Below are 20,521 nucleotides of genomic sequence, written 5' to 3'. Positions count from 1 at the left end.
TGTGAAATAGCTTCTTAATTATATACGAAGATCGGGGAAGAAGGTTTCGTTTTGGGAGGAATCAGGGGGGATACTAAACGTAGAATGGTGGTGACTTACTGTAGAAAAGGGGGCTTTAACTGTAAAAAAGCGTGAACGATATTTAGAAATGATGGAATTAAGTGTAAAAAAGGGTGCAGCACCTAAGAAATTCGTTCAAGACGGTAGAATAGAGCTGAAAGAAGTGGCTAAACAAGAAACGCTGATCGTAACCGTTAAATAGCTACTTTCTTTACAAAACAGCGTTTGTAAAGAGAAGGTATACCGGTGATGTCCTGCACCACTGGAAAGAGAAGGATCTGAAACAAAAAAAGCGGCACATAAGGTGCATTTTACCCTATGAACCGCTCTCTGAAGCAATGAAGGAAGTCATTGCCAATAAATAACTTATCAAAATACGATTAACTTACCCGGCGCTTCCGTTGCTTTGTCTGGTTTGCCATAAACAGCTTTGGAGATGACGGGGGATTGTTTGTATATTTGTATATGTGTTCAGGTTGTTCAACAATCTCAGCCACTTCATCAATCTCAATAACCTCAACAGCTTCGAGCGGTTCAACCTCTGCAGATTCAACTGGTACAGCACCTTCACCAAGTCCGAGGGGCTGCCCGGTTTCGATATTGTGTGCCATCTCTTTCCACACTGTAAGAATATCGCTTACGACCCGTATCCATTGGAAACGCTCCTCGGCCAGCTTACGGCCGTTTGCCCCCATCTTCTGTGCATTCCCGGGATCTCCGAGTATTTGTGACAGTTTATCAGCAAACTCCTGAGGATTCTCAGGGTTTTCAATTACAAATCCGTTTACACCGGGGTCAATGACCTCAGGGTTACCGCCCCGGGCCGTTGTAACAATCGGAAGACCGGCCGCCATCGCTTCATAGTGAACACGGGCAAGGGGCTCCTGCCACTGTGAAGGACAAACGAAAACGTCGGCTGCGGCGAACCAGCGCTGGATTTCATTGGGATCCACGAATCCGGTTGTAATAACAGGAACCGGCATCCGCTGGGCCAGCGCCCGTACGTATGCGACGTAGTCTGTGACGTTGTTGTCACTGAACCATTTGCTCCCCACCAGAACAAGGGCAATGTCTGAATGTTTTTTTGCCAGAATCGGGATGGCCTCAAGAAGAACATCGGCTCCTTTGTTGGCTGAAAGCCGTCCGGCAAACATGATGACCTTTTTTGAACCGAGGTTGTGCTCCGAACGGACGGCATCACGCAGCTGTTTCCCTTTTGAAGTGGACGCAGGAACAAACTGGTTTAAGTCGACACCGGAATAGATGGTCTTGAGCTTCGGAGCCGCTTCCGGATAGTCTTTAACAATCGACTGACCGATGTAATCACTGATTGTAATAATTTTATCTACTTGAGCAACAGCCGCCGCCCCTTCCTCAGGAGAAATTTTCTCTCTTTTAAACATGTCATTGTGCATGCTCAGGATAAGGCGCGATTTTGGAGCTGCGTTTCTCACAGCTTCAACGAGGCGTGGACGGTTAAAGATATGAATCACGTCATACGTTTCTTCTTTTAACACCGCGGCAATACCGTCCCGGTACGTTTCAAGAAGTCCGCCGGGAACACGGATGTATTTTACACCATCAGCGGTTTCCCGGTCGGCAAGGGCTTCGTCCGACCGTCCGTAAACAGTAATGTCATGGTGTCTTTTTAATGATGGCAGGGCACCTGCAATGTAGGTCTGTATAGCGCCGCCGCGAATAGGGGGAATCGGGAGCTTTTCAGTACAGATAATCGCTATTTTCATTTCAGGATATCCCCTTTCAGCTTTCGGAGCTCTTCAATGGCAGGCCATTTGGACTGGTCAGTTGTGGCGATTCGCTGACATAAGGCGTCCAGGTTACCGTCCATAAACAATTCCGGCTCATAAACCATTTCTTTTACGTTTTTATAGAACTCGTTTGGCAGGCTCATATCAATCAGAAGGAGGTCATAAAGATCAGGATCGATCGGGTGTGACTGGTGATAGGCTTCAATCATCCCTCTCATCCAGGTTACGTCCCAGTTTCCGATGTCGTCCATCGTTCCTGTAATGAGCTTTCGGAGGTCACGGATCCCAATGTCATATGCGACTCCGTCCAAATCAATGATCCACATGCCATCGGGTCCGGACTGCCCGTTAGACCAGCCGTAATCCTGGTGGACAAGTCCCCAGTCTTTGTTTCCACGGGCGGCAAGAGTGGTGTAGTTGGATTGAATCAGCTGGTCACGGGCACTGACAGCCTGGCGCTCAAACTCATCGAGTAGAGACAGAATCGTGGAGGCGGCCGGCATCTCATGATACGCATTGGCGATGTTTCTGAACCAGCTCATCTTTTTCACAACTTTTTCGTACGTCTTTGGCCAGCGGTATAGCCGGCTTGCATTTTCAGCACCGGTGGGAGGGGTATAACCTTTGGACAGGGTGTGAAATTCTCCAATCGCGTGACAGAGTGCTTCGGCACCTGCAAGATCTTTGGTGACTGGGACGAGTGGTTCAATCCAATCTGCAACGAACCATATTTTTCCTCCCGAGATCACATAAGGCAGTCCTTCCTTACTGTGAATGATTGCCGGTATCCGTGCCTTTTTCTCATGAACGAGATATTCCTGTGCATAAATACTGAACAGACTCCTGGTAGGGCGGCGGTGAAGAATTTTTAAACTCCGCGGTCCGTGATTCGTTTCAATCTTCCAGATGAGTCCTCCTTTATCGGCCTTTGTCGTGATCACTTCCATGGATGATACAGTCATATCGTATTGGGCAATGACGTCCTGCGCCATATTCTCAATGTATTCCGGTACAAAAAACTCCGGCAGTGTTCCATCAAGATCCCAAGGAGTGATGAGTTGATCGGTCATAATATCTCCTCCTGGATAAATGTCTCCCTCTACTATATTCATCCGCCTGTAAATTGTTTAGATTGGTGCACAGAAAAACCTGCCTTTATGATAAAGGCGGGCTCAGGCTGTTGAAAAGATTTTGTCTTGAATTTTTGTAATTGATGGAACGCAGACTCCTGCTGGATGAAAAGAAAAGGTGAGGTCCCACAGGGCGCAGCCCGAGGAGGCTCACCAGCTTCCCGCTTAAAGCGAAGTATATTTCAGGAGCAATTTATATGCAACGCATGTTATTGGTTCGGGCTCTTGTTAACTAAAACAAGTATGTCAAAACCTCGAAGGTTACTCGTCATCATCCTCATTATCTTCATCGCTGTCATCATCATCATCTTCTTCATCAAGCTGCAGAAGACCTGACTCATCATCCTTTTCATATTCATACACCAGTTCGGAATCATCGTCGTATGAGAATGTGACTTCCACAGACTCGACCTCTTTAACATGTAGTTTGTCATTAAGCCGGGATGCGATTTCATCGGAAGATAAATCGTCGGATTCATTCAGATCATGAAAAATGGAAGCGGAAATGCCTTCCCCTTCTACGTTTACCTCGGTTTCTCCGCTGCGCTGACTGAGGACCACTTCATCCCCTGATGAAAGTTCGATTTCAATGACAATCTTTTTTACCTGTTTACTCACACTTATTCCCTCCGCATTCGTTAGTCATCTTAACGTATGCAAAAGAGGAAAACGTTGCCCTTCTTTTATTAAGAAATGAACGTATTTTTCCACTGATCGTTAAAAAACGGGACAGGGAACCAGTACATGATGAAAGCCTGATTCATAAAGTATGGTAAGACTGAGAAGAAGGTGATCACATGGAAGTTACTTGGCTTGGACTTGTTTTACTGTCTCTGGCGGCATTCAGGTTAACGCATCTGGTCGTCTATGACCGGATTATGCTCAGGTTTCGTTTGTTATTTTTAGAAGTGACAGAAGAAGAAGGAGAAGAATACTATGTGCCTAAAGCCGGACGGGTTAACAGGGTCATAGGTGAACTGATTACATGTCACTGGTGCACATCGGTCTGGGCATCGGCTGTTCTTGTTGGGGGTTACTATTACCTGCCCACTATATCCAGCTTCGTGATTATCCTCCTGGCGGTGGCCGGAGTGGCAGCCCTGATCGAAGCCGTCACAGTCAGATTTCTTCTTGATGAATAGCAGTGGTGTATTCCATCAAACAGCTGACGATCATGGAGATCCGGTGAGTGATGGTATGATTTCTCATTATTTCGTTTCGTGCTGCTTCTGCCATTAAAACCCGTGCTTTTTCATTCTCGAGGTAGTGGCCGGCAAAGGCGAGGCATTCTTCTTTTGAGTTCATCTGCACAATGGTTTTCGGAGAATGAAACATCCCTGCGATTCCTTTTCTTTTTTCCACAAGCTGAAATGCCTTACAGCCGGCGGCGGCAAAAAAGTCGGGGGAGGGGCTCGCTGCAGGAAAACCGGTTGCATTATCTGAAGCCTTAAGTTCATCCGGAATGGTCAGAACGATTTTTGTGTTTGAGTAAAAAAGCCTCGCGATTTGAGGGGGCACCCAGTAATTTATAGCGAGCAGGCGTGGAGAAGGCTTAAACTCCCTGATGGCATTGCTCCAGCCTCTGCCCACAACCCGGAGCGTCCAGTCGGTCTGACGGTGAAGGTAGTTTATATAGCCTGCCTTTTTGTGATCGGCATCGCCTGTTATGCAAAGATCACTCTGATAAATCTGTTTACTCGTTTTGTCCGGAAAATACCTCTCCGGCACGAGACAGTGAGGCAGGTCAAAAAGATGCTGATGTCCTAGCTTTCTGTACACCGCTGCAGTATTTTTGTCAGGTGAGAAAGCCAAATCAAAGTGATGGACCATCCGCTTTGTGTAATCCAGCTCATAGGGATCGCGGATAAGCCAGCCGGCAAGGGGTGTACCTGTCTTTTTGCAGGCAGAAAAAAAGCGGTCCCACTCTCCTTTTTGAAAGAAACAAAAAGCAAAGTCGGGACGCTCCTTTTTAAGCCAGGCAATATAAACGTCTTCAGGCTGTTCATGTGAAATGGAAACAACAAAGACCCCATGCCTAGCAAATTGTTTCACAGCACTTTCATGCTCGTAAGGGAGAGGGTTACTTTTTACCAAAGCGATCTTCATGGAACGAACCCCCCTAGAGGTATAAGCTGATTGTGTTGACACTTGCAATTCCTTTTTGGAGTTCTCTTGCATAACAGAATCCTTCAATCAGAATGTGATCGTCCTTCTTTCCGGGAGTTACAGCCATATCGAAATTTGAAAAAATCGCTTTTTCTCCAGGTTTAATGGTATCGATGTGCACAGGTTTCAGCCAGTGTTCCCCTTTTGTTTTCACCCATTCCTTCCAGTCATTTTGAACGTATACCCATTCTTCTTTCGGCGTCATCCATGTATGGTCCAGTGCCTGGGTCATCCGGATTTTACCGCCAATATTCACACGGTTCGCCGGTTTGGTCCGGAAGCAGAAGACAGGGTCATGAAGAATATGATTCCCCGTGTTTTCAAATGTGAAATGACCAATGGCATGGATCTGATTATCCTGCTCTTCCCCCTCTCTGGGTAAAAAAGTCGAATAACTGAAATAAGCCTTAGCTGCTAATGAAACACGCGGGGAATAGGACCCTTCTCCTTCTTTCTGTCCTGTATGGCCCTTTTTTCTGGCGGATTTTAAGAGACCCCGTAATTCTTCTGCCTGTTTTTTATATTTAGCGACTTCAGAGCGGTAGTGTAGAATCTTCTGCTCGAGCTGAAGTTTTGAATCATCTTGCTTTTTCGGATGGAACGTTTGTTTTGATTTCATTTCAATCACCCCGATTAAGCCTTTGATATAAAATATGTATGCACGTCTTTTTCACGTCAGAATAAAAAAATCAGATTGATGGGTGTCATCAATCTGATCTTTATTGATTATAGGTTAAATAGTATGGGTGCTGTCATCGTGGTTGTGCGGACCAGGGAAGACTTCCGGACACTGTCTAGGGAAAACAATTGCCGGGCATTCAATGTCAACCGGCTGAGGCATAATGTGTCTTCTTGGTCTGCATGGTCTGCCTTCAATTTCGATAATAACACTTCCTACTACCTTCACTTGCTGACAGATAAGCAGGCTTAATTCAAGTGAACTGAACTGTCCGTTTGTACAGCAGATGACACCGTCACCGAAAAAGTCGTAAACCTCACATACAACGTCGGTTTCTTCCGGTGCACAGAGATAGAAAGTCTCAAACAGACAGAATTCGATGTCTCCTGAAGTACAGATTACAGGACCGTCTTCTTCAAGACGCAGTTCAACAAAGAAGGATCCTTGTTTTCTGATCTTTACTTCCTGTAATTCGATACCTAATTCAGGGAAGAAGACATCTCTTCTTGGCCCTACTTGAGAACAGCTCATATCATCGTTTTCTACGACTGTTACCAGGTAGTCGCCATCTTCAGGAAGAAATTCACATGGATCGGCGCCTTCTTCCCCGTCACAATCGAAGTCCAGATCTGCTAAACCTGCCTCACCTGAAAATGTTAGGGATTTTGTTGTGCTTCGAGTAACCCAGTCATAAAGTTTATCTACTTCGATACATAGGCGTTCCAAATTTGACATGCCTTTTATCATCCTTTCATTCATGGTAGTTCCTTTATCGGGGACTACTTCATAGTATGAGGTGGGCGAAAAATTGTGCATAATCCCAGAATGAAAAACAGTTGTTGGGCGTTTTTTACGAAAGATTCCTTTCCCCGTACATATGAATATAGTGGATGATTTTTTTATTAAAGGGGAGAGTTAAATGAAAAAGGTCATATCACTGGAAAAACTGTCGTCGGTTCAATTGAAACAACGCATCATTCAGCTGCAATCCGAAGTCAGGGATTGCCATAGAAGAATTGAAAGCTACAAGCGGACTTATGCGGTCAATGAAATTGAACAGATGCGGAAAGAAAACGAATCACTTCGATTGAAGTTTGAAGAATTTCTGACTAAATACGAAAAAAAAGAATCCGAACTAATTGTTGCCATGGAAAAAATGAGAGATGCCCAGTCCAAGGCAGAACATCACCGTACAAAGTACCACCTTGTGTGCACTTCCCATGATGAAGCGAAAAAAACATGGGAAAAAGAATGGTCGGTCATGGAGGAGAAGTGTAAGTTTTTGACCTGCGAATTAAGTGAGGCTCAGTCTGATAATAAGAAACTTAAACAAGAGTACTTCGAAGCGGAAAAAGCGTGGGCGGAAGAGAAAGGGAGCATGCAAAAACATTATGAAATGATGTGTATCCAGCTAAAGGACACTGAGACAGAAAAGAAAAGGCTGAATATTGATTTGAATGAGGCCCGGTCTGTTAAAGAAACCATAAAGGAGGAGCACTCTGCAGCTGAAAAGTCGTGGAACAAAAAGATCGAAAGTTTGCGGGAACAGAATGAAGTGCTGAGCAACAAGCTAAAGGCTTCTGAGGCAGAAAAAGAAAAAGTGAAGCAGTCGTTTTCCAAAGCTGAAAAAGCATGGGATCAAGAGAAGGCCGATCTTCTTATCCGTCAGGTGAACACAAAAGAGCTCGAAAATGAGATTGCTCTCTTGAAGATCGAACTAAAGTCGACAAAAGGGCTCAGCACTCCTTTTCTTCCCACCAGTAAGCCACCTTCACAGTCATCTAAATATGAGCCTTTTCAGGATGAAGATGGTGTGTTTCCTTTTATTCGAAACTTACAGACTGCTTCCCCGCCGGCAGCACTGCCTGTACGTGAAAAACGCCGTATAAAGCCGGATGAGCGGGACTGGTATAAATCACGAGGGAACAAAAGTATACAGACCGAAGCAGAAAAAAGAGCTGGTGTGATTACAGAAGACAGGAGGAAATCCGGAAGCAAGAAAAATGAAGTGGCGGCACAACGGCTAGAAAAGCAAGGTGAGTTAAATGAAACAAAAGAGAAAAAAGAATAGCCTGTTTTCCGCTTGTGTGCAGACAAACCGGTGCCTTGTTTCATAGTGTATAAAAGAACGCTATGTTAACAGGAAAGGGGCACCATCACAGTGAGTAAAAAAAGCCGATCCGGTAAAAAAGTAAGAGCTGCCAGTCGAAAGACAGCAACGGTACAAAACAGTGAATATGTATATAAAGGAAGAGTTCTTTCTACCGCACAAAAAGTAAAGAAGCGAGGCTGCGGCTGCGCTGGTAAAAAAGCTAGATCATCCTAACTTTTCACTCATGCCCGGACCCAAATGAAGATACCTGCATATGATGGTATCAGTAAGAAGGGAATGGAGGGCCTTAACTTTGAGTAAGAAAAAGAAAAATCCGATTCCAGAACAAAAAGAGGAAAAGGTAAAAGAAGAAGAGAAGACGCTTTGGAGCTACTGGAATCAGTTTATGCTCGGCAATAACGAAAACCAGGGTGAAAAGAAGAAAGCCCCGGATAATTCAAAAGAAGACCATCCTCCGTTTTGGTGGATTTAAAAAACATGCGCGGGCATGTTTTTTTGTTTTGTATTGGAGGGGCTTCCGACTAAACGCTCGCTTCGTAAAATCGCGCCATTTCTGTCGGTAAAACTGAAATGTTCTCTAAGGTGATGAATAAACTTCCAAAGTCGACCGGCAACCTCACCAAAATGATGAACAACGCTGGATATAGGTGAATAAGAGCCGTGAAAAGTAGTTATGCCGACTTTAGAACGCCAAGCTGGAAAAATGGCTGGTAAACGAGAAAATACGCCCGAAAAGTCCACTAGGGAAGGACAATCCCGAAGACAGATTCCTCAACCATAATTAGGAGATACAGAAAGTGAACATCCCCGCGGCAGATAACACTTCCAGAGCATCCAGAAACCCCGACTCACTCGTGCGTGAGACGGGCGCTCCTTATTTTTTCCGTTTAAAATTTGCATCTCTGAGAAAGCGGGAACGGTACGATTTTTTACCCCGGCGCATATCCGTTGCAGAAAGGTATAGTTCTTCTTCCGCCCGGGTCACAGCTACATACATGAGGCGCCGCTCTTCTTCCAAAAAGGAGTCGTCACCTTCACGGGCTTTGTCCAGTGCATACTCGTGGGGGAGGGAGCCTTCATTACAACCGAGGACGTAAACGGTTGGAAATTCCAGCCCCTTTGCCCGGTGAATGGTCATGAGCTGAACTGCAGACGCAGGTTGTTCATTTTTATGGACTTTCACTTTGGCGCGAATATGATCTACGTAGGCGAGAAAATCTTCAATGGAACTGTAGTTTGAGGCAATTGCCACGAGTTCGTGAAAATCATCGGAACCCCGCTCCATTTTATTGCCTTCCTTGCCGTTTTTCTTGATGTAATCTTCAAGGCCCATGTTTGAGAAGGCGTGCAGAAGAGCTTCTTTCGGCTTCATATTCTTCAGCTTAGGAAAATGTTTCAGACATTCACCTAGTTTTTTACGCTGAAAGGCAGGCATTGTGTCTTCCATCCGGCGGGTCGCCTCGAGCATCGTTTCGTCGTGAAAAATTGTATGACGCTTCAGGTCCTGAATGATCGACTGTTTGAAGAACATCACCCGGATCCAGTCCTGAATGGCGTCTACGTCATCGCCGTTCAAAGCAAGTCTCAAAAAGGACAGAGCTTTTCGGACCACCTGGCGGTCATAGAAGGAATCGCCCCCGTGCTCCATGGAAAAGGGAAGGCCGCTCTCCAAAAGCTGCTCGAAAATCGCCCGGGCCTGGACATGTGTGCGATATAAAATGGCAATGTCTTCAGGTTTCGACGTCTTTTTCAGCTGGGTTTTGATACGCTCAATAATATAGATCGCTTCCTCTTCTTCATCGAAAGGAAAAAACAACACAGGTTCGTTTGCGTTCTGTTTAACCGGTGCCATCTTTTTCTCATACCGGCTGGTGTTTCTGCGGATCAGGTCATTGGCAAGATCAACAATGTTCTGCTCTGAGCGGTAGTTATTCTCAAGATGAAGAACCTTCACATCCCGAAAGGCCTGCTTGAAATTTAGGATGTAACCCGGGTCACTGCCTCGGAAGCGGTAGATGGACTGATCGTCATCACCGACCACGCACAAATTGTTCTGCGGGGCCGCAAGAAGTTTCATAATATCGTACTGAATCCGGTTGATATCCTGAAACTCATCGATCATAAAGTGAGTAAAGCGGTTCTGGTATCTGGTTAGAAGGTCCGGGTTTTCCTTGAGCATGTGATAACAGCCGAGAAGCATGTCGTCAAAGTCGAAGAGATTCTTCGCTTCTTTTTCCCGCTCGTAAATGGCAAAAATGTCTTTTACCTGCTTTTCAAAATGGTCTGCATGTTTTACTGCATCAGCTGTGAGGCCTTCATTTTTCCACGCGCTCATGGTGGTCATTGCCTGGTCGATGGCGAATTCACGCTCATCGATGGACAGTTCCCGAAGTGCCTGGTGGACGAGTTTTTCTTTTTGCCACTGGGCTTTTAGCAATTGCTCCGGACGCCAGCGGTCAGGGGCGTGATGCATGAGCATTTTGTAAAAAAGGCTGTGAAACGTGCCGCAGACGAGGCGCCTTACGATACCGCGGTCAAGGCCGTACTGCGTGGCAAGACGTTCTTTCATTTCGGCGGCGGCCTTTTGGGTAAAAGTCACCAGCATCATGTTTTCAGGCAGTACATGACCGGCTTTAATGAAATAGGCTGCACGGGAAGTGAGAACGCGGGTTTTGCCGCTCCCGGCTCCGGCTAACAGAAGAAGGGGCCCTTCCACCGATGTGACTGCCTGCTGTTGTTTCGTGTTCAAAGGCATCCCGTTTTCTTCAATCGCCCTCAGGACAGGGTCTTCTGAATAAGAAAGAGTGCTGTCTTCCTGCACGCGATCGTCGTTGGAATAGAGAAGCGGGTTTTTAAAACAGTCCGGTTTGTTTGCCGGCAGCGCCGCTGTTGATGAGATCGACTTTTTTACAGGAAGGGAAAAGGATCCGACTGAAGCGGCCACGGGTTCTTCTTGCTTAACCTCAGCCTCAACGGTGTTCGTTCCTGCTTTTTCATCCTGCTCCTGGCACAACTGTGACGGTTTGCGGTGGGAAAATGAAGGAGCTTTGTGAATGCCGAGTGCCAGGGTGACCGTTTCCCCGCAGTAAGGACATGTGAGTTCGCTCTTTTTACTTTTTTGATATAAGGTATGGAGCCCGCCCCGATCAAGAGAGGTAAGCTCATAGATTGTCTGATTATGTAGTGCGCGTTGCATCATTGCACCCCGAACTTTCTATTAGAAAATGACATAGCCTATTCATCTTACCAGAGAATTGAGGGTGTTTCACTAGGTGTTTTGGGCAAAGAGATAAGGGGTAAATAGAGACTGAGGTGATTCGTTATGGGATATGTTCCTCCAGTACGTGACGAACAGAGTTTTCTTTATGCGAATCGGCAATTGCCGAGTACACCTTTGATTTACACCGTGCCGAAAACCGAAAGGGTGGACAGCATCCGCCACCGGAACTATTTTGAACGGCAGGTGACGAACATGGAAAGACGAAAGCAAGCAATTGCCTGCGAACGTGAGATTACAGGTAAAGGAAAACGGTTTGATACATCAATATAAAAAGAGCCTTGTCCGATTTATAATCCGGGCATGGCTCTTTTTTGTCTGCAATCAATGGCTGTAGCTTTCCTATGCGAAAAAGTGTCCAACAATGGCAAATAAGAAGATGACGCCGAGCACGGCGAGTGTTTTTTTCATAGTACTCAAGCCCTCCCTTAAAAACAGGCAAAAATAAAGGTGCATACTGGGTTTGCTGCAGGGTGTGTGTGATGATTATTGACCTGTTTTGAGTGTGTAACCTAATCCCCTCTATTTTAAAACGCTTTCATTCATTTGGAAAGAGAGAATCGCGAATACTTTTCCTCTTTTTCTGACATTTTGCGCAAATAAAAGAAGAGACTGGGACATAAGTGTTTTAGTCAACGAAAATCAGAACAAACAATATGCGTTGCAAATAAATCGCATCTGAAATATATTCGTTTTCCGCGGCCTCCGCATGCTATGAAAGACCACTGAGAAAGTTTATTCTTTTAAAATATGCTCACTAAAATTAGGTGTTGATTTCTACTCATTGCGCTCCCTTTCCGCAGGCGGTTCGAGAGCCTCCTCAGCGCTTTGCGCTTCCGGGGTCTCCCCGGAACTCGCTTTTCCCGCAGGAGTGTCGCGCATTCGCACCAATCAACACTTTTTTAACAACAATAATCTTTAGTACATCATAAAAGCAAAGTCCATTTTTTGTTGCAATCAGGCACTAAAGTGGTGACGTTATCAGGCTTTGGCTTTTTAAGTAGCTTCCTGTGCACGGTGGGGTCACCATTGCTTTTCATGCCGCAGGAGTCTGCGTATATTTCATCCGCTATGTTCGTGCATGGTTCGGATGCTCAGCTTAACACTTTATTTTATGTCCCGCTCATCATGAACTATGAGCAATCGCAAAGCACCTTCTAATCCCTTGGAAGTGGTTCTTCCTTAAATTTTCGTGTAAACAGAGTGAGGGCGAGAAGAGCAATAATGGACAGACTTAAAAACAGGTTTGTGTAAATCACATTCTCCCCCTGGCGTGCAAAAGGGTTGAACAGAATGGCAGCCGACTCCATATCCAGGATACGACCATAGACTGCACTGCCGATGGCGGCACTCATGAAGTTCAACAGGTTGAACAGTCCGATACCGACACCTGTTTCCTTTTTTGAAACGATCGTGGACAGAAGGTTGGCTGTTGAACTTTGAATGAGCGGGAACCCTAAATACGTAATTAACAGACAGGCTGCAATGACGACCGGGTTATAACCGGCAAAGGTGGAAATACACAGCGTTCCCGCTGCCACGAGGATAAGGGCGAGCTTGACGACCGGAACACTTCCTTTTCGGTCTACGAGCCTGCCCCCTGCCTGACCAATGAGTCCCGCTGCCATGGCTCCGGGGAAAAGAACGAGTCCGATCGCGAGCGTGTTCAGCTCGTTCAAATCTCTGAGCATGATGGGGATAATAAAAATCATTCCGAACAAAACACTCGTGCCCATAAAACTCGTTGCCACAGTGACGGCATAGCGCTTGTTTTTTAACAATGACGGCTTGATGAACGGGTGTTCTGCCGTCATGGTGCGCCAGATAAACAATACGAGTCCGACGGCAAACAGGATCGTCGCCCACCACATGCCGGTTGTAATAAACACGAGGAGCCCGGCTACCGTCGAGGCAATAAACACAGCTCCCGGCACGTCAACAACACCGGGCCGTTTCTCTTCATCAGGAATCCAGCGGCGTAAAAACGGAATAGCCAGAACCGCCAGCATGGAAAAAATAAACAGGAAGCGCCAGCTAAGGACGCCGCCGATCACACCGCCGGCAATCGGGCCTACTCCGGAAGCGAAGGCTACAGTGGAGGAAATAATTCCAAACACCCGCCCCCGCTCACCGGGAATAAACCGGGCGGGAATGATAAAAGCAAGAGCGGGGATTGTTGCGCCGCCCATTGCTTGAATAATCCGTGCTGCAAGGAGAGTCGGATAGTTTGGTGCCACAAGCCCCAATGTTGCACCTGAAGCAAACATGATCAGTCCGAAGGTGAGGATGTTTTTAATCGGATAAATATCAGCCAGCTTTCCATACATAAGGGAGCCGATGGAAAAGACGAGAATATATCCTGTCATCACCCAGCTTACCTGGGACGGGAGGAGATTGAAATGCTCCGCAATATCAGGAATGGCCACATTAAACATCGTGCCGTTCATAACGGTAAAAATAAGGACAGTACATAATAACAAAATGAGTCGTGATGTGAGTTTCGGGTCCACGTTTGGTTCATCGTGGCTTGATTGGTGCTGCATGAGGATCCTACTTTCTAAAAGACATTTTAAACCAAGAGAAAAGGCGCAACCATAAACGGGCGCCGTGTCTGTTAATTATTTCGCGTCTGGAAATATTCCTTTCTTTATCTTAATGGAAAGCCTGCAGCATCGTCAATGTAATTGCCTGGGATTGAAAGGAGCTGCCCGGGGGAATAGACAATAAACGAATGGAGGTCACGTCTATGAAAATAATCGGAATTGCAGGAAGCCTCAGGAAAAAATCGATAAATAAAGTGTATTAAATGAAGTGAAGAGGCTGAGCGGGAACACATTGGATTTGGAGATTGTGAGTATCGGAGGTCTGCCCCTCTTTAACGGGGACCTGGAAGAGGGAGGAGACCCTGAGGAAGTGAAAAGGTTTAAAGACCTGATCAAACATGCGGACGGTGTCTTTATCGTTACCCCTGAATACAGCCGGGGCATGCCCGGAGTACTAAAGAACGCCCTGGACTGGGCAGGAAGTATTACACATGAAAATGTACTGGATAAAAAAACAGCTGCAGTAATCGGTGCTTCACCAGGTGCCCAGGGAACGGCACTCGCTCAGGTCCAGGTCAAGCAGACCCTGGCTGCGTGCGGATCGTTTGTGATGAGTCAGCCAGAAGTCTTTATCGGCACCGCTCATAAGCGGCTCGGGGACAATAAGGTCACAGATGAAAAAACGATCGAGGTTCTTGAAAGTTGTATTGCATCCTTTGCTGAATGGACTGCATGTTTCTAAGGGGAAGGCTGGGGGCGGTCAACCTCATTTCCCTTCCGCCCCTCCCTGTAAGTGTGTCGTGTTTTCCTTTGTAAAGCGGTGCTTTTTCATCACAATTCCGCTCACAAGAACGGCAATGACAATCCCATAGACAGTCAGCCAGTAGAACGTCCAGTTTTTCAAAACGAAATCAGTAAAGTCTACAATATCCGGATGAAGATGTTCACTCATGGCCCAAATGAGAATCGCTACAGGCAGCATAAAAGAGGTGTACGTTTCTTTTTTGCTTATATGCTGAAGACCGAGAATGACAGCAAGAAAACATACAGTTATTTTTACAATTAATGAAAGAAGCCATACAATCCCGATGGCTGCTTCAACTCTTTGGAACAGTTCGCCGATTTCGATACTGCGTGCCATTGAATAGGTAGCGTACGTTTCCCGTCCGGCAAGGAACGGACCTTCAACCCCTAATGTAACAACGATGGCAAGCATTAAAACACTACCAGAGAATCCAATCGCTACGAGTGTATACGTAATTAAATGTTTTTTATCTGACACATATGTGGCAAGGGCTGAAAATAACATCATCTCCACAAATGGAAAGCCTACAAGGGGATGGATGCCTTCCATTACCGGAAGCCAGCCTTTATCCAGTACTGGTAGGAGAAAATCCCAATGGAATTTGTTCAGAACAACAAGAAGAGTGCCTGTGACCACCAAGATCATAACGGGAAGTACGACCTCATTTACTCTGCCGATATTCTGCACGCCTTTGCTTACGGAATACACGATGAGTATGAGCGCCATGAAAATGACAACGTGGATGGATGTTTCAGGCAATGCGACAATGTTTACGAAATTCGAGAAATTCCGCATGACAAGAGCGGCTAAGTGCACCCCTGCAAAGATAAGGACCAGGTTAACAATAGTTCCGATCCATTTGCCGGAAACGAGCTCAATAATGTGGAAAATAGACGTATAATTGTATTTTTTTAAAAGGAGGAAGAGTACCGTGTTTATCCCGATTCCGATGAGGCCTGCTCCTCCCATACTTATCCATGCATCCTGTTCGGCGAACATAGCGGCTGCCGAAGGGGCCATCAAAAGAGAACTTCCTACAATAAAATTGGCGACTAACAGAGCAAACTGCCAGCGGTTAATAGTATGCTTCATGGATGTTATCCTCCAAAGAAGTAGTGGTACAACGGCTCATAAAGACGGCGGATCCAGGCAGTAAACGGGAGCCAGTCTTTTTTATTTAAATAAGAGATTGTGTACAGAGCAGTGAAGGCCCATGTGAATATCAGCGTCACTTGTGAAGGTTTCTTTTGCTTACGCTTATTTGGCTTCATTTAGAGAATTAAACCTCATTCCTGTATTAGTCAGGTCAATGTCAACGTTAAGAACGATTTCTCCTTCCTGTAAGTGGTGAAACCAGTCACCTTCCCATTCCTTCCATTTCTTTGGCTGCTGGTTGTGAAACCATTCAGAAAAACCAACCACATCAAACCCGAGTTCCCTTGATTTATCAATGGTCATTTGTATTTCATTTCTCAGTTCATCATTAACTGCCTCTTTAATCTTTTTGAAGTCCTCAGGGTCGCCAATATCCAGATCACAGGATGTTTCCAGCATGTAGCCCTTCCCTGTCAGGCTGATTGTAAAGTGGGGTTTGCCGTTTTTTACAGCAGCTTTAACAGTCTCATTCAAAGAGTGAACACGAACACCTGTATATCCTCCTTCACACTTCGTGTCAAAAATAGTGCGGTCCTTTACAAGGTTGTTTAAAAACACCCATCCCTGAGACTCCTGGGTATTCATCCAGTCCACCAGCTTGTCATCTTTAAAAACAGCCAGCCCGTCAAGGGAGAAGGAATGTTCGTCAATGTTACTTAAAACCTCTGTATTGTCACTGTTCTCACTGGAAATATTTCTAAGTCCCAGCAGGATCGGGTGATGGTCTTCCTTTACATAAGCACGTATTGCGTCGGCTAACGTAAGATGCCCTGAAATACCAAGGGAACCGGAGGCAACCATCACTCTGTCCCTTACCGATTTTGCAGGGTTTTCATCAAGAGGTGTGAAAACAGACAACATGTCTTTTGCAGTTGTGTCTTTGGCGATAAATGCGAGAAACTGCATCCGCATTTGCTGGTCCCGTTCCACAAAGTCGAAAACCCGATTAATTCCGGTCTCTCTTGCAAAATTCTCACCGATAATTATGTAGTACATATGTGAAAAAAACAGCCGTCTCGGTGCAATGTTTTTAGCGAGGTCAACCGCTTCCACCAGGGTTTTTCCCCGTGTCGTAAACGTAAAGACAGAAGCGTCTTCACTTCCCCCGCCTTCTGTAGCCACCCGGGCAGAGGCACCGTGGGGGTTAATGATTTGAAAAGAGACTTCAAAATCCTCCGAGTCTTCCACCTGGTCAATGCCTATTGCAACAACGACAGCGAGCTGATCAAGCTCCATTTTGTCTCCGCATCCGGTACAAATAGAAACGGTTATGGCTAATGTAATTATCCATTTTGCAAACTTTATCATCCGGTATTCTCCTTTTTTGCCTTATGCTGAATCCAGGGGCGGAGAAACGGGACGTTTTTCACCCAGAGTGGAAAGCGGAAAAAGCCGTCTTTATGATGTTTAAAATTAATCGGGGCAATAGGTGAAAAATAAGGTTTTCCCATGGAATCCAGCGAGCACAGATGGATGAGCAGGATCGTACTGAAAAACATCACACCGTAAAGGCCGGTAGTCGCAGCAAATATCATCATGACAAACCGGAGAATCCGGGCTGAAATGGAAAAATTGTAGGCAGGTGCCACGAAGCTGGATATTGCTGTGAGTGACACGACAATGACGATAGCTGGACTCACGAGACCGGCACGCACAGCGGAATCCCCGAGAACAATCGCCCCTACAATCGAAATTGCAGGACCGATCGTCCTCGGCATCCGGACGCCGCCTTCCCGGAGGATTTCAAAGATGACTTCCATTAACAGGGTTTCAATAAAAGCGGGAAAAGGAATGCCCTCCCGCTGCGCGGCCAGGTTGATTAGAAGATCTGTAGCAACAAGCTCCGGATGATACGTAGTAATGGCTATATAAAGGGAAGGAAGATACAAGCTGATCCCAAATGCCCCGAGACGGATAAACCGGATAAAGGAGGCAAAATCAAAGCGCTGGTAGTAATCTTCCGCTGCCTGAAAATAGGAAAGAAACGTCATCGGGTACACAAGGACAAATGGTGTGCCGTCTACAATCACAGCTACCTTTCCTTCCTGGATTTCAGAGGAGACCGTGTCGGGGCGCTCCGTCGTACGTGCAACAGGGAACGGGCTGTACCAGCGGTGTTTTTTTCCATAGTCATCGATCAGTTCTTCAAGCATGCCGCTTTCATAAACTTCTTCTGTACGGATGTTTTCGATTCGCCGGATCACTTCATTTAAAACGTCTTTGTCTACCTCGTCTTCCAGGTAGCACAGACGTATTTCTGTCTGGGTGCTTCTGCCGACCGTCATGGTTTTAAAGCGAAGCTGGGGATTCCTGATTTTTCTTCGAAGAAGGGAAGAGTTTACGTTGATATTCTCGACAAACCCTTCCTTTGGGCCTCTGATTACGGTCTGGTTCTGCGGCTCGTCTACATTTCGGGTTTCCACTAAAAATCCATGCACACCATAGCCAATCGTGCAGCCTTCCACCAGGACAATAACGTTTCCGTGAAGAAGTTCTTCAATAAGGTCCTTAAAAGTGTGGAGAGGGACAGACTTTGTTCCCTGAATCTTGGAGAAAAGAAGAGACGGATCGCTTGTAAATAAATCGGCTTTCCTATCCTGTGATTTCATCAGAGGACTGTTAATGGCATCCGTTATCATATCTTCATTGTTCATCGCTTCAAAATGAATGACTGCAAAAGGTACGGGCAGGTGATTAAATCTGGCAACGTCAATATCTTCGCTGTGTCCAAGAAAGGTAAGGAGCTGGTCGATATTTTTTGTTAAGTCATTTGACAATGGCACCTCATATGGGCGTAACGTTTCTTCAATATCGTCGTTGCGCTTGTCCAATCTCCTCACCTCCTGCTTTTGTTACAGGTAGTTTCTGTTAACCGTGGGGGAATATACATGAATGAGGAAAGAAGAGGGAAGGCGGTGCAGAGTGGAAAAGGCAGTGGCAACGAAGTCCGTGAAATAGACGGGGAATCTGCTTTGCGTGAAACAAGGAGGGAAATTTACTATACTGTCATCAACACAAATTATGAGGAGGACGATAAGAATGAAAGCAGTTGTTCACAAAGATAAAAAAGGCTTTGCAGGCCTCACACAGATTCAGGACATGCCAAAGCCGGAACCGAAAAAAGACGAGGTCCGGATCAGACTGAGGACAGCAGGTCTCAATCACCGGGATCTGTTCGTATTGGACCGGCACGATCCTGAAGATCCCCCTTTTGTAATCGGGTCTGACGGGGCAGGGATCGTAGACACAACCGGTGATAATGTTTCGGCCGTTTCACAAGGAGACGAAGTTATGGTCAATCCAGGGCTGTACTGGGAAAAGAACAGTGATGCTCCACCCTCGTGGTTTGAAGTACTGGGCTTTCCGAACAACGGAACGTTCGCTGAATATGTAACAGTACCAGCTTCGGCTGTTGTAAAAAAACCAGATTACCTATCCTGGGAAGAGGCAGGCGTCTTTTCCCTCGCAGCACTTACCGCTTACCGGGCACTGTTTACAAGAGGTAATCTGAAGGCCGGAATGAACGTGTTTATTCCAGGCATCGGCAGTGGTGTGGCAACATTCCTGCTTCTTTTTGCCCAAGCGGCCGGTGCGAAGGTATATGTATCCAGCCGTTCAAAAGAAAAACGCCAGACAGCCCTTGAACTCGGAGCTGAGAAGGCCTTGGACTCCGCAGAAGACTGGAAAAAGGGACTCGGGGGCTGCGAGATGGATCTTGTTATTGAGTGCGTGGGTGCTGCTACCTTTACCAAGTCCCTTGATACGCTTCGCAAAGGCGGGACGATCGTGACATTCGGCTCTTCTACAGGGGATAAAGTGGAAATGGATCTCAGGAAGTTTTTCTACGGTCAGTACAACCTGCTTGGCTCTACGATGGGGAGCCATGAAGAGTATATTCAGATGCTGGACTTTATCCAGACCCACCAAATTCGTCCTGTGATGGACCGGGTTTATGATCTTGATGACTACGAAGAAGCGTTTAAAAGGCTGGAAGAAGCAAAACAGCTCGGAAAAATAGCATTTAAGATCAGCTAGACGACAAGGAAGCCAGGAGGAGGGATGCCCCGCCGCCCGGCTTCTGTTTTACATAAATACAATCACTTTCAGAACCGCTTTCCACGCGAAGTAGCCCCCGAAGCCGATAAGAACCATGCTGGCCGCGGTGCAGATCCCCTGAAGCATCCTCTGTGTCAGAAGTTTTTTACCGAACTGGACCGTAAATGCGAGATTCAGGTTCCAGAGCCCGATGCCTAAAAAGACAGCACTGCTTACAGTAAATGCCCGGAGTTTATTTTCGTCCGCAAATGTGTCACTCAGAACAGATCCGTAGATACCGAGCCAGAACAATAGATTCAGAGGATTGAAAGCAGCAATGGATGCCCCGGTTACATAAGCGTGGAGGAGAGATTTTTTTTCATAGGAAACCGGCGAATCTTCACGCATATCCATAAAGGGTTCAGATAAAGAAGCAGGCTGCCGCAGCCCCGAAAAACCGGTGTAAGTCAGGAAAAAAGCGCCAAGGACAAGAAGAAGGAACTGCACAGCTTCTAAAGTCAGGATACCGGATAGACCTTTGTACATAAAAAACATCAGCACAAGGTCGGTACTCATCCCCCCTGCGCCTACGAGCAGCGAGGACCAGAAGCCCTGAAAAATACCACGCCGGATAATTTCAATATTGATCGGGCCGATCGGCGCTGCGATCGATAATCCGAGAACCATCTGCTTGACGAGCATAATTATCATCAACCTACCTCCCGGGAAAACGAGCTTGTCTTTACCATATAGATGAACCATCCTTTGGATTTAGACCAGAGAAGGACG

General features: G+C 46.2%; 20 protein-coding genes. 7 read left to right on the top strand and 13 right to left on the bottom strand.

Annotation, left to right across the window (positions count from 1 at the left end):
- Positions 1 to 440: 440 nt before the first annotated feature.
- The 3 genes from EBO34_RS08055 to EBO34_RS08045 all read right to left on the bottom strand — a co-directional run bounded on the left by EBO34_RS08055 (position 441) and on the right by EBO34_RS08045 (position 3,577).
- Entirely contained in the window at positions 441 to 1,805 is a 1,365-nt protein-coding gene (locus tag EBO34_RS08055; RefSeq protein WP_122897385.1) for a glycosyltransferase family 4 protein, read from the bottom strand.
- Positions 1,802 to 2,899 (bottom strand): CotS family spore coat protein, encoded by a 1,098-nt coding sequence (locus EBO34_RS08050; protein ID WP_122897384.1) that lies wholly within the window; start codon positions 2,897 to 2,899, stop codon positions 1,802 to 1,804. Before EBO34_RS08050 ends, EBO34_RS08055 begins: the two co-directional genes overlap by 4 nt.
- Before the next feature lie 321 nt (positions 2,900 to 3,220).
- A complete protein-coding gene (locus tag EBO34_RS08045) occupies positions 3,221 to 3,577 on the bottom strand; it encodes a hypothetical protein (RefSeq protein ID WP_122897383.1) in 357 nt (118 codons plus the stop codon).
- Between the two features lie 179 nt (positions 3,578 to 3,756).
- Between EBO34_RS08045 and EBO34_RS08040 the strand changes: the two genes are divergently transcribed.
- Complete coding sequence (locus EBO34_RS08040; RefSeq protein WP_122897382.1) at positions 3,757 to 4,101, top strand: DUF1360 domain-containing protein; 345 nt, start codon at positions 3,757 to 3,759, stop codon at positions 4,099 to 4,101.
- On the opposite strand, the gene EBO34_RS08035 is transcribed toward EBO34_RS08040, so the two are convergent.
- From EBO34_RS08035 to EBO34_RS08025, 3 genes are all read right to left on the bottom strand, one after another.
- On the bottom strand, positions 4,079 to 5,065 hold the full coding sequence (locus EBO34_RS08035; protein ID WP_183163766.1) for a CgeB family protein: 987 nt from the start codon (positions 5,063 to 5,065) through the stop codon (positions 4,079 to 4,081). The two genes, EBO34_RS08040 and EBO34_RS08035, sit on opposite strands and share 23 nt — an antisense overlap.
- Before the next feature lie 13 nt (positions 5,066 to 5,078).
- Complete coding sequence (locus EBO34_RS08030) at positions 5,079 to 5,744, bottom strand: hypothetical protein (protein WP_122897380.1); 666 nt, start codon at positions 5,742 to 5,744, stop codon at positions 5,079 to 5,081.
- Positions 5,745 to 5,858: 114 nt separating this feature from the next.
- Positions 5,859 to 6,539: a BMQ_0737 family morphogenetic spore coat protein gene (locus EBO34_RS08025; RefSeq protein ID WP_122897379.1), complete on the bottom strand. Its 681-nt coding sequence runs from the start codon at positions 6,537 to 6,539 to the stop codon at positions 5,859 to 5,861.
- Between the two features lie 184 nt (positions 6,540 to 6,723).
- Here EBO34_RS08025 and EBO34_RS08020 point away from each other — a divergent pair, with 184 nt between their 5' ends.
- Both EBO34_RS08020 and EBO34_RS08015 read left to right on the top strand, forming a co-directional pair.
- Positions 6,724 to 7,875: a hypothetical protein gene (locus EBO34_RS08020; RefSeq protein WP_122897378.1), complete on the top strand. Its 1,152-nt coding sequence runs from the start codon at positions 6,724 to 6,726 to the stop codon at positions 7,873 to 7,875.
- Between the two features lie 334 nt (positions 7,876 to 8,209).
- A complete protein-coding gene (locus EBO34_RS08015) occupies positions 8,210 to 8,389 on the top strand; it encodes a hypothetical protein (RefSeq protein ID WP_122897377.1) in 180 nt (59 codons plus the stop codon).
- A 402-nt stretch (positions 8,390 to 8,791) separates the two neighbouring features.
- Here EBO34_RS08015 and EBO34_RS08010 read toward each other — a convergent pair whose 3' ends face one another.
- A complete protein-coding gene (locus tag EBO34_RS08010; RefSeq protein WP_183163765.1) occupies positions 8,792 to 11,113 on the bottom strand; it encodes a UvrD-helicase domain-containing protein in 2,322 nt (773 codons plus the stop codon).
- Between the two features lie 126 nt (positions 11,114 to 11,239).
- Between EBO34_RS08010 and EBO34_RS08005 the strand changes: the two genes are divergently transcribed.
- Positions 11,240 to 11,467, top strand: coding sequence for a hypothetical protein (locus EBO34_RS08005; RefSeq protein WP_122897375.1), 228 nt, complete (start codon positions 11,240 to 11,242; stop codon positions 11,465 to 11,467).
- Between the two features lie 884 nt (positions 11,468 to 12,351).
- On the opposite strand, the gene EBO34_RS08000 is transcribed toward EBO34_RS08005, so the two are convergent.
- Positions 12,352 to 13,737, bottom strand: coding sequence for an MFS transporter (locus tag EBO34_RS08000; protein WP_122897374.1), 1,386 nt, complete (start codon positions 13,735 to 13,737; stop codon positions 12,352 to 12,354).
- 268 nt (positions 13,738 to 14,005) lie between these two features.
- Here EBO34_RS08000 and EBO34_RS07995 point away from each other — a divergent pair, with 268 nt between their 5' ends.
- Entirely contained in the window at positions 14,006 to 14,479 is a 474-nt protein-coding gene (locus EBO34_RS07995; protein WP_122897373.1) for an NADPH-dependent FMN reductase, read from the top strand.
- A 24-nt stretch (positions 14,480 to 14,503) separates the two neighbouring features.
- Here the strand turns inward: EBO34_RS07995 and EBO34_RS07990 are convergent, their stop codons facing one another.
- From EBO34_RS07990 to EBO34_RS07980, 4 genes are read right to left on the bottom strand one after another with little or no spacing between them, the layout of a single operon-like run.
- Positions 14,504 to 15,634 carry a GerAB/ArcD/ProY family transporter gene (locus tag EBO34_RS07990; protein WP_122897372.1) on the bottom strand — a complete coding sequence of 377 codons (1,131 nt, stop codon included), beginning with the start codon at positions 15,632 to 15,634 and terminating at the stop codon, positions 14,504 to 14,506.
- Positions 15,635 to 15,639: 5 nt separating this feature from the next.
- Positions 15,640 to 15,813 carry a hypothetical protein gene (locus EBO34_RS20625; RefSeq protein WP_183163763.1) on the bottom strand — a complete coding sequence of 58 codons (174 nt, stop codon included), beginning with the start codon at positions 15,811 to 15,813 and terminating at the stop codon, positions 15,640 to 15,642.
- Entirely contained in the window at positions 15,800 to 17,005 is a 1,206-nt protein-coding gene (locus tag EBO34_RS07985) for a Ger(x)C family spore germination protein (protein WP_122897371.1), read from the bottom strand. Before EBO34_RS07985 ends, EBO34_RS20625 begins: the two co-directional genes overlap by 14 nt.
- On the bottom strand, positions 17,002 to 18,528 hold the full coding sequence (locus tag EBO34_RS07980) for a spore germination protein (protein ID WP_183163762.1): 1,527 nt from the start codon (positions 18,526 to 18,528) through the stop codon (positions 17,002 to 17,004). The genes EBO34_RS07985 and EBO34_RS07980 overlap by 4 nt, the downstream gene beginning before the upstream one ends.
- Before the next feature lie 57 nt (positions 18,529 to 18,585).
- Here EBO34_RS07980 and EBO34_RS20620 point away from each other — a divergent pair, with 57 nt between their 5' ends.
- Together EBO34_RS20620 and EBO34_RS07975 are read left to right on the top strand one after the other, a co-directional pair.
- A complete protein-coding gene (locus EBO34_RS20620) occupies positions 18,586 to 18,762 on the top strand; it encodes a hypothetical protein (RefSeq protein WP_183163761.1) in 177 nt (58 codons plus the stop codon).
- Entirely contained in the window at positions 18,737 to 19,732 is a 996-nt protein-coding gene (locus tag EBO34_RS07975) for a zinc-binding dehydrogenase (protein WP_122897369.1), read from the top strand. The genes EBO34_RS20620 and EBO34_RS07975 overlap by 26 nt, the downstream gene beginning before the upstream one ends.
- Positions 19,733 to 19,780: 48 nt before the next feature.
- Here the strand turns inward: EBO34_RS07975 and EBO34_RS07970 are convergent, their stop codons facing one another.
- Positions 19,781 to 20,443, bottom strand: coding sequence for a LysE family translocator (locus EBO34_RS07970; protein WP_122897368.1), 663 nt, complete (start codon positions 20,441 to 20,443; stop codon positions 19,781 to 19,783).
- Positions 20,444 to 20,521: the final 78 nt, after the last annotated feature.

The organism is Alteribacter keqinensis (assembly GCF_003710255.1).
GTDB lineage: Bacteria > Bacillota > Bacilli > Bacillales > Salisediminibacteriaceae > Alteribacter > Alteribacter keqinensis.
Note: the sequence above shows the minus strand (reverse complement) of the source record. Positions and strands in the feature narration are given on the sequence as shown.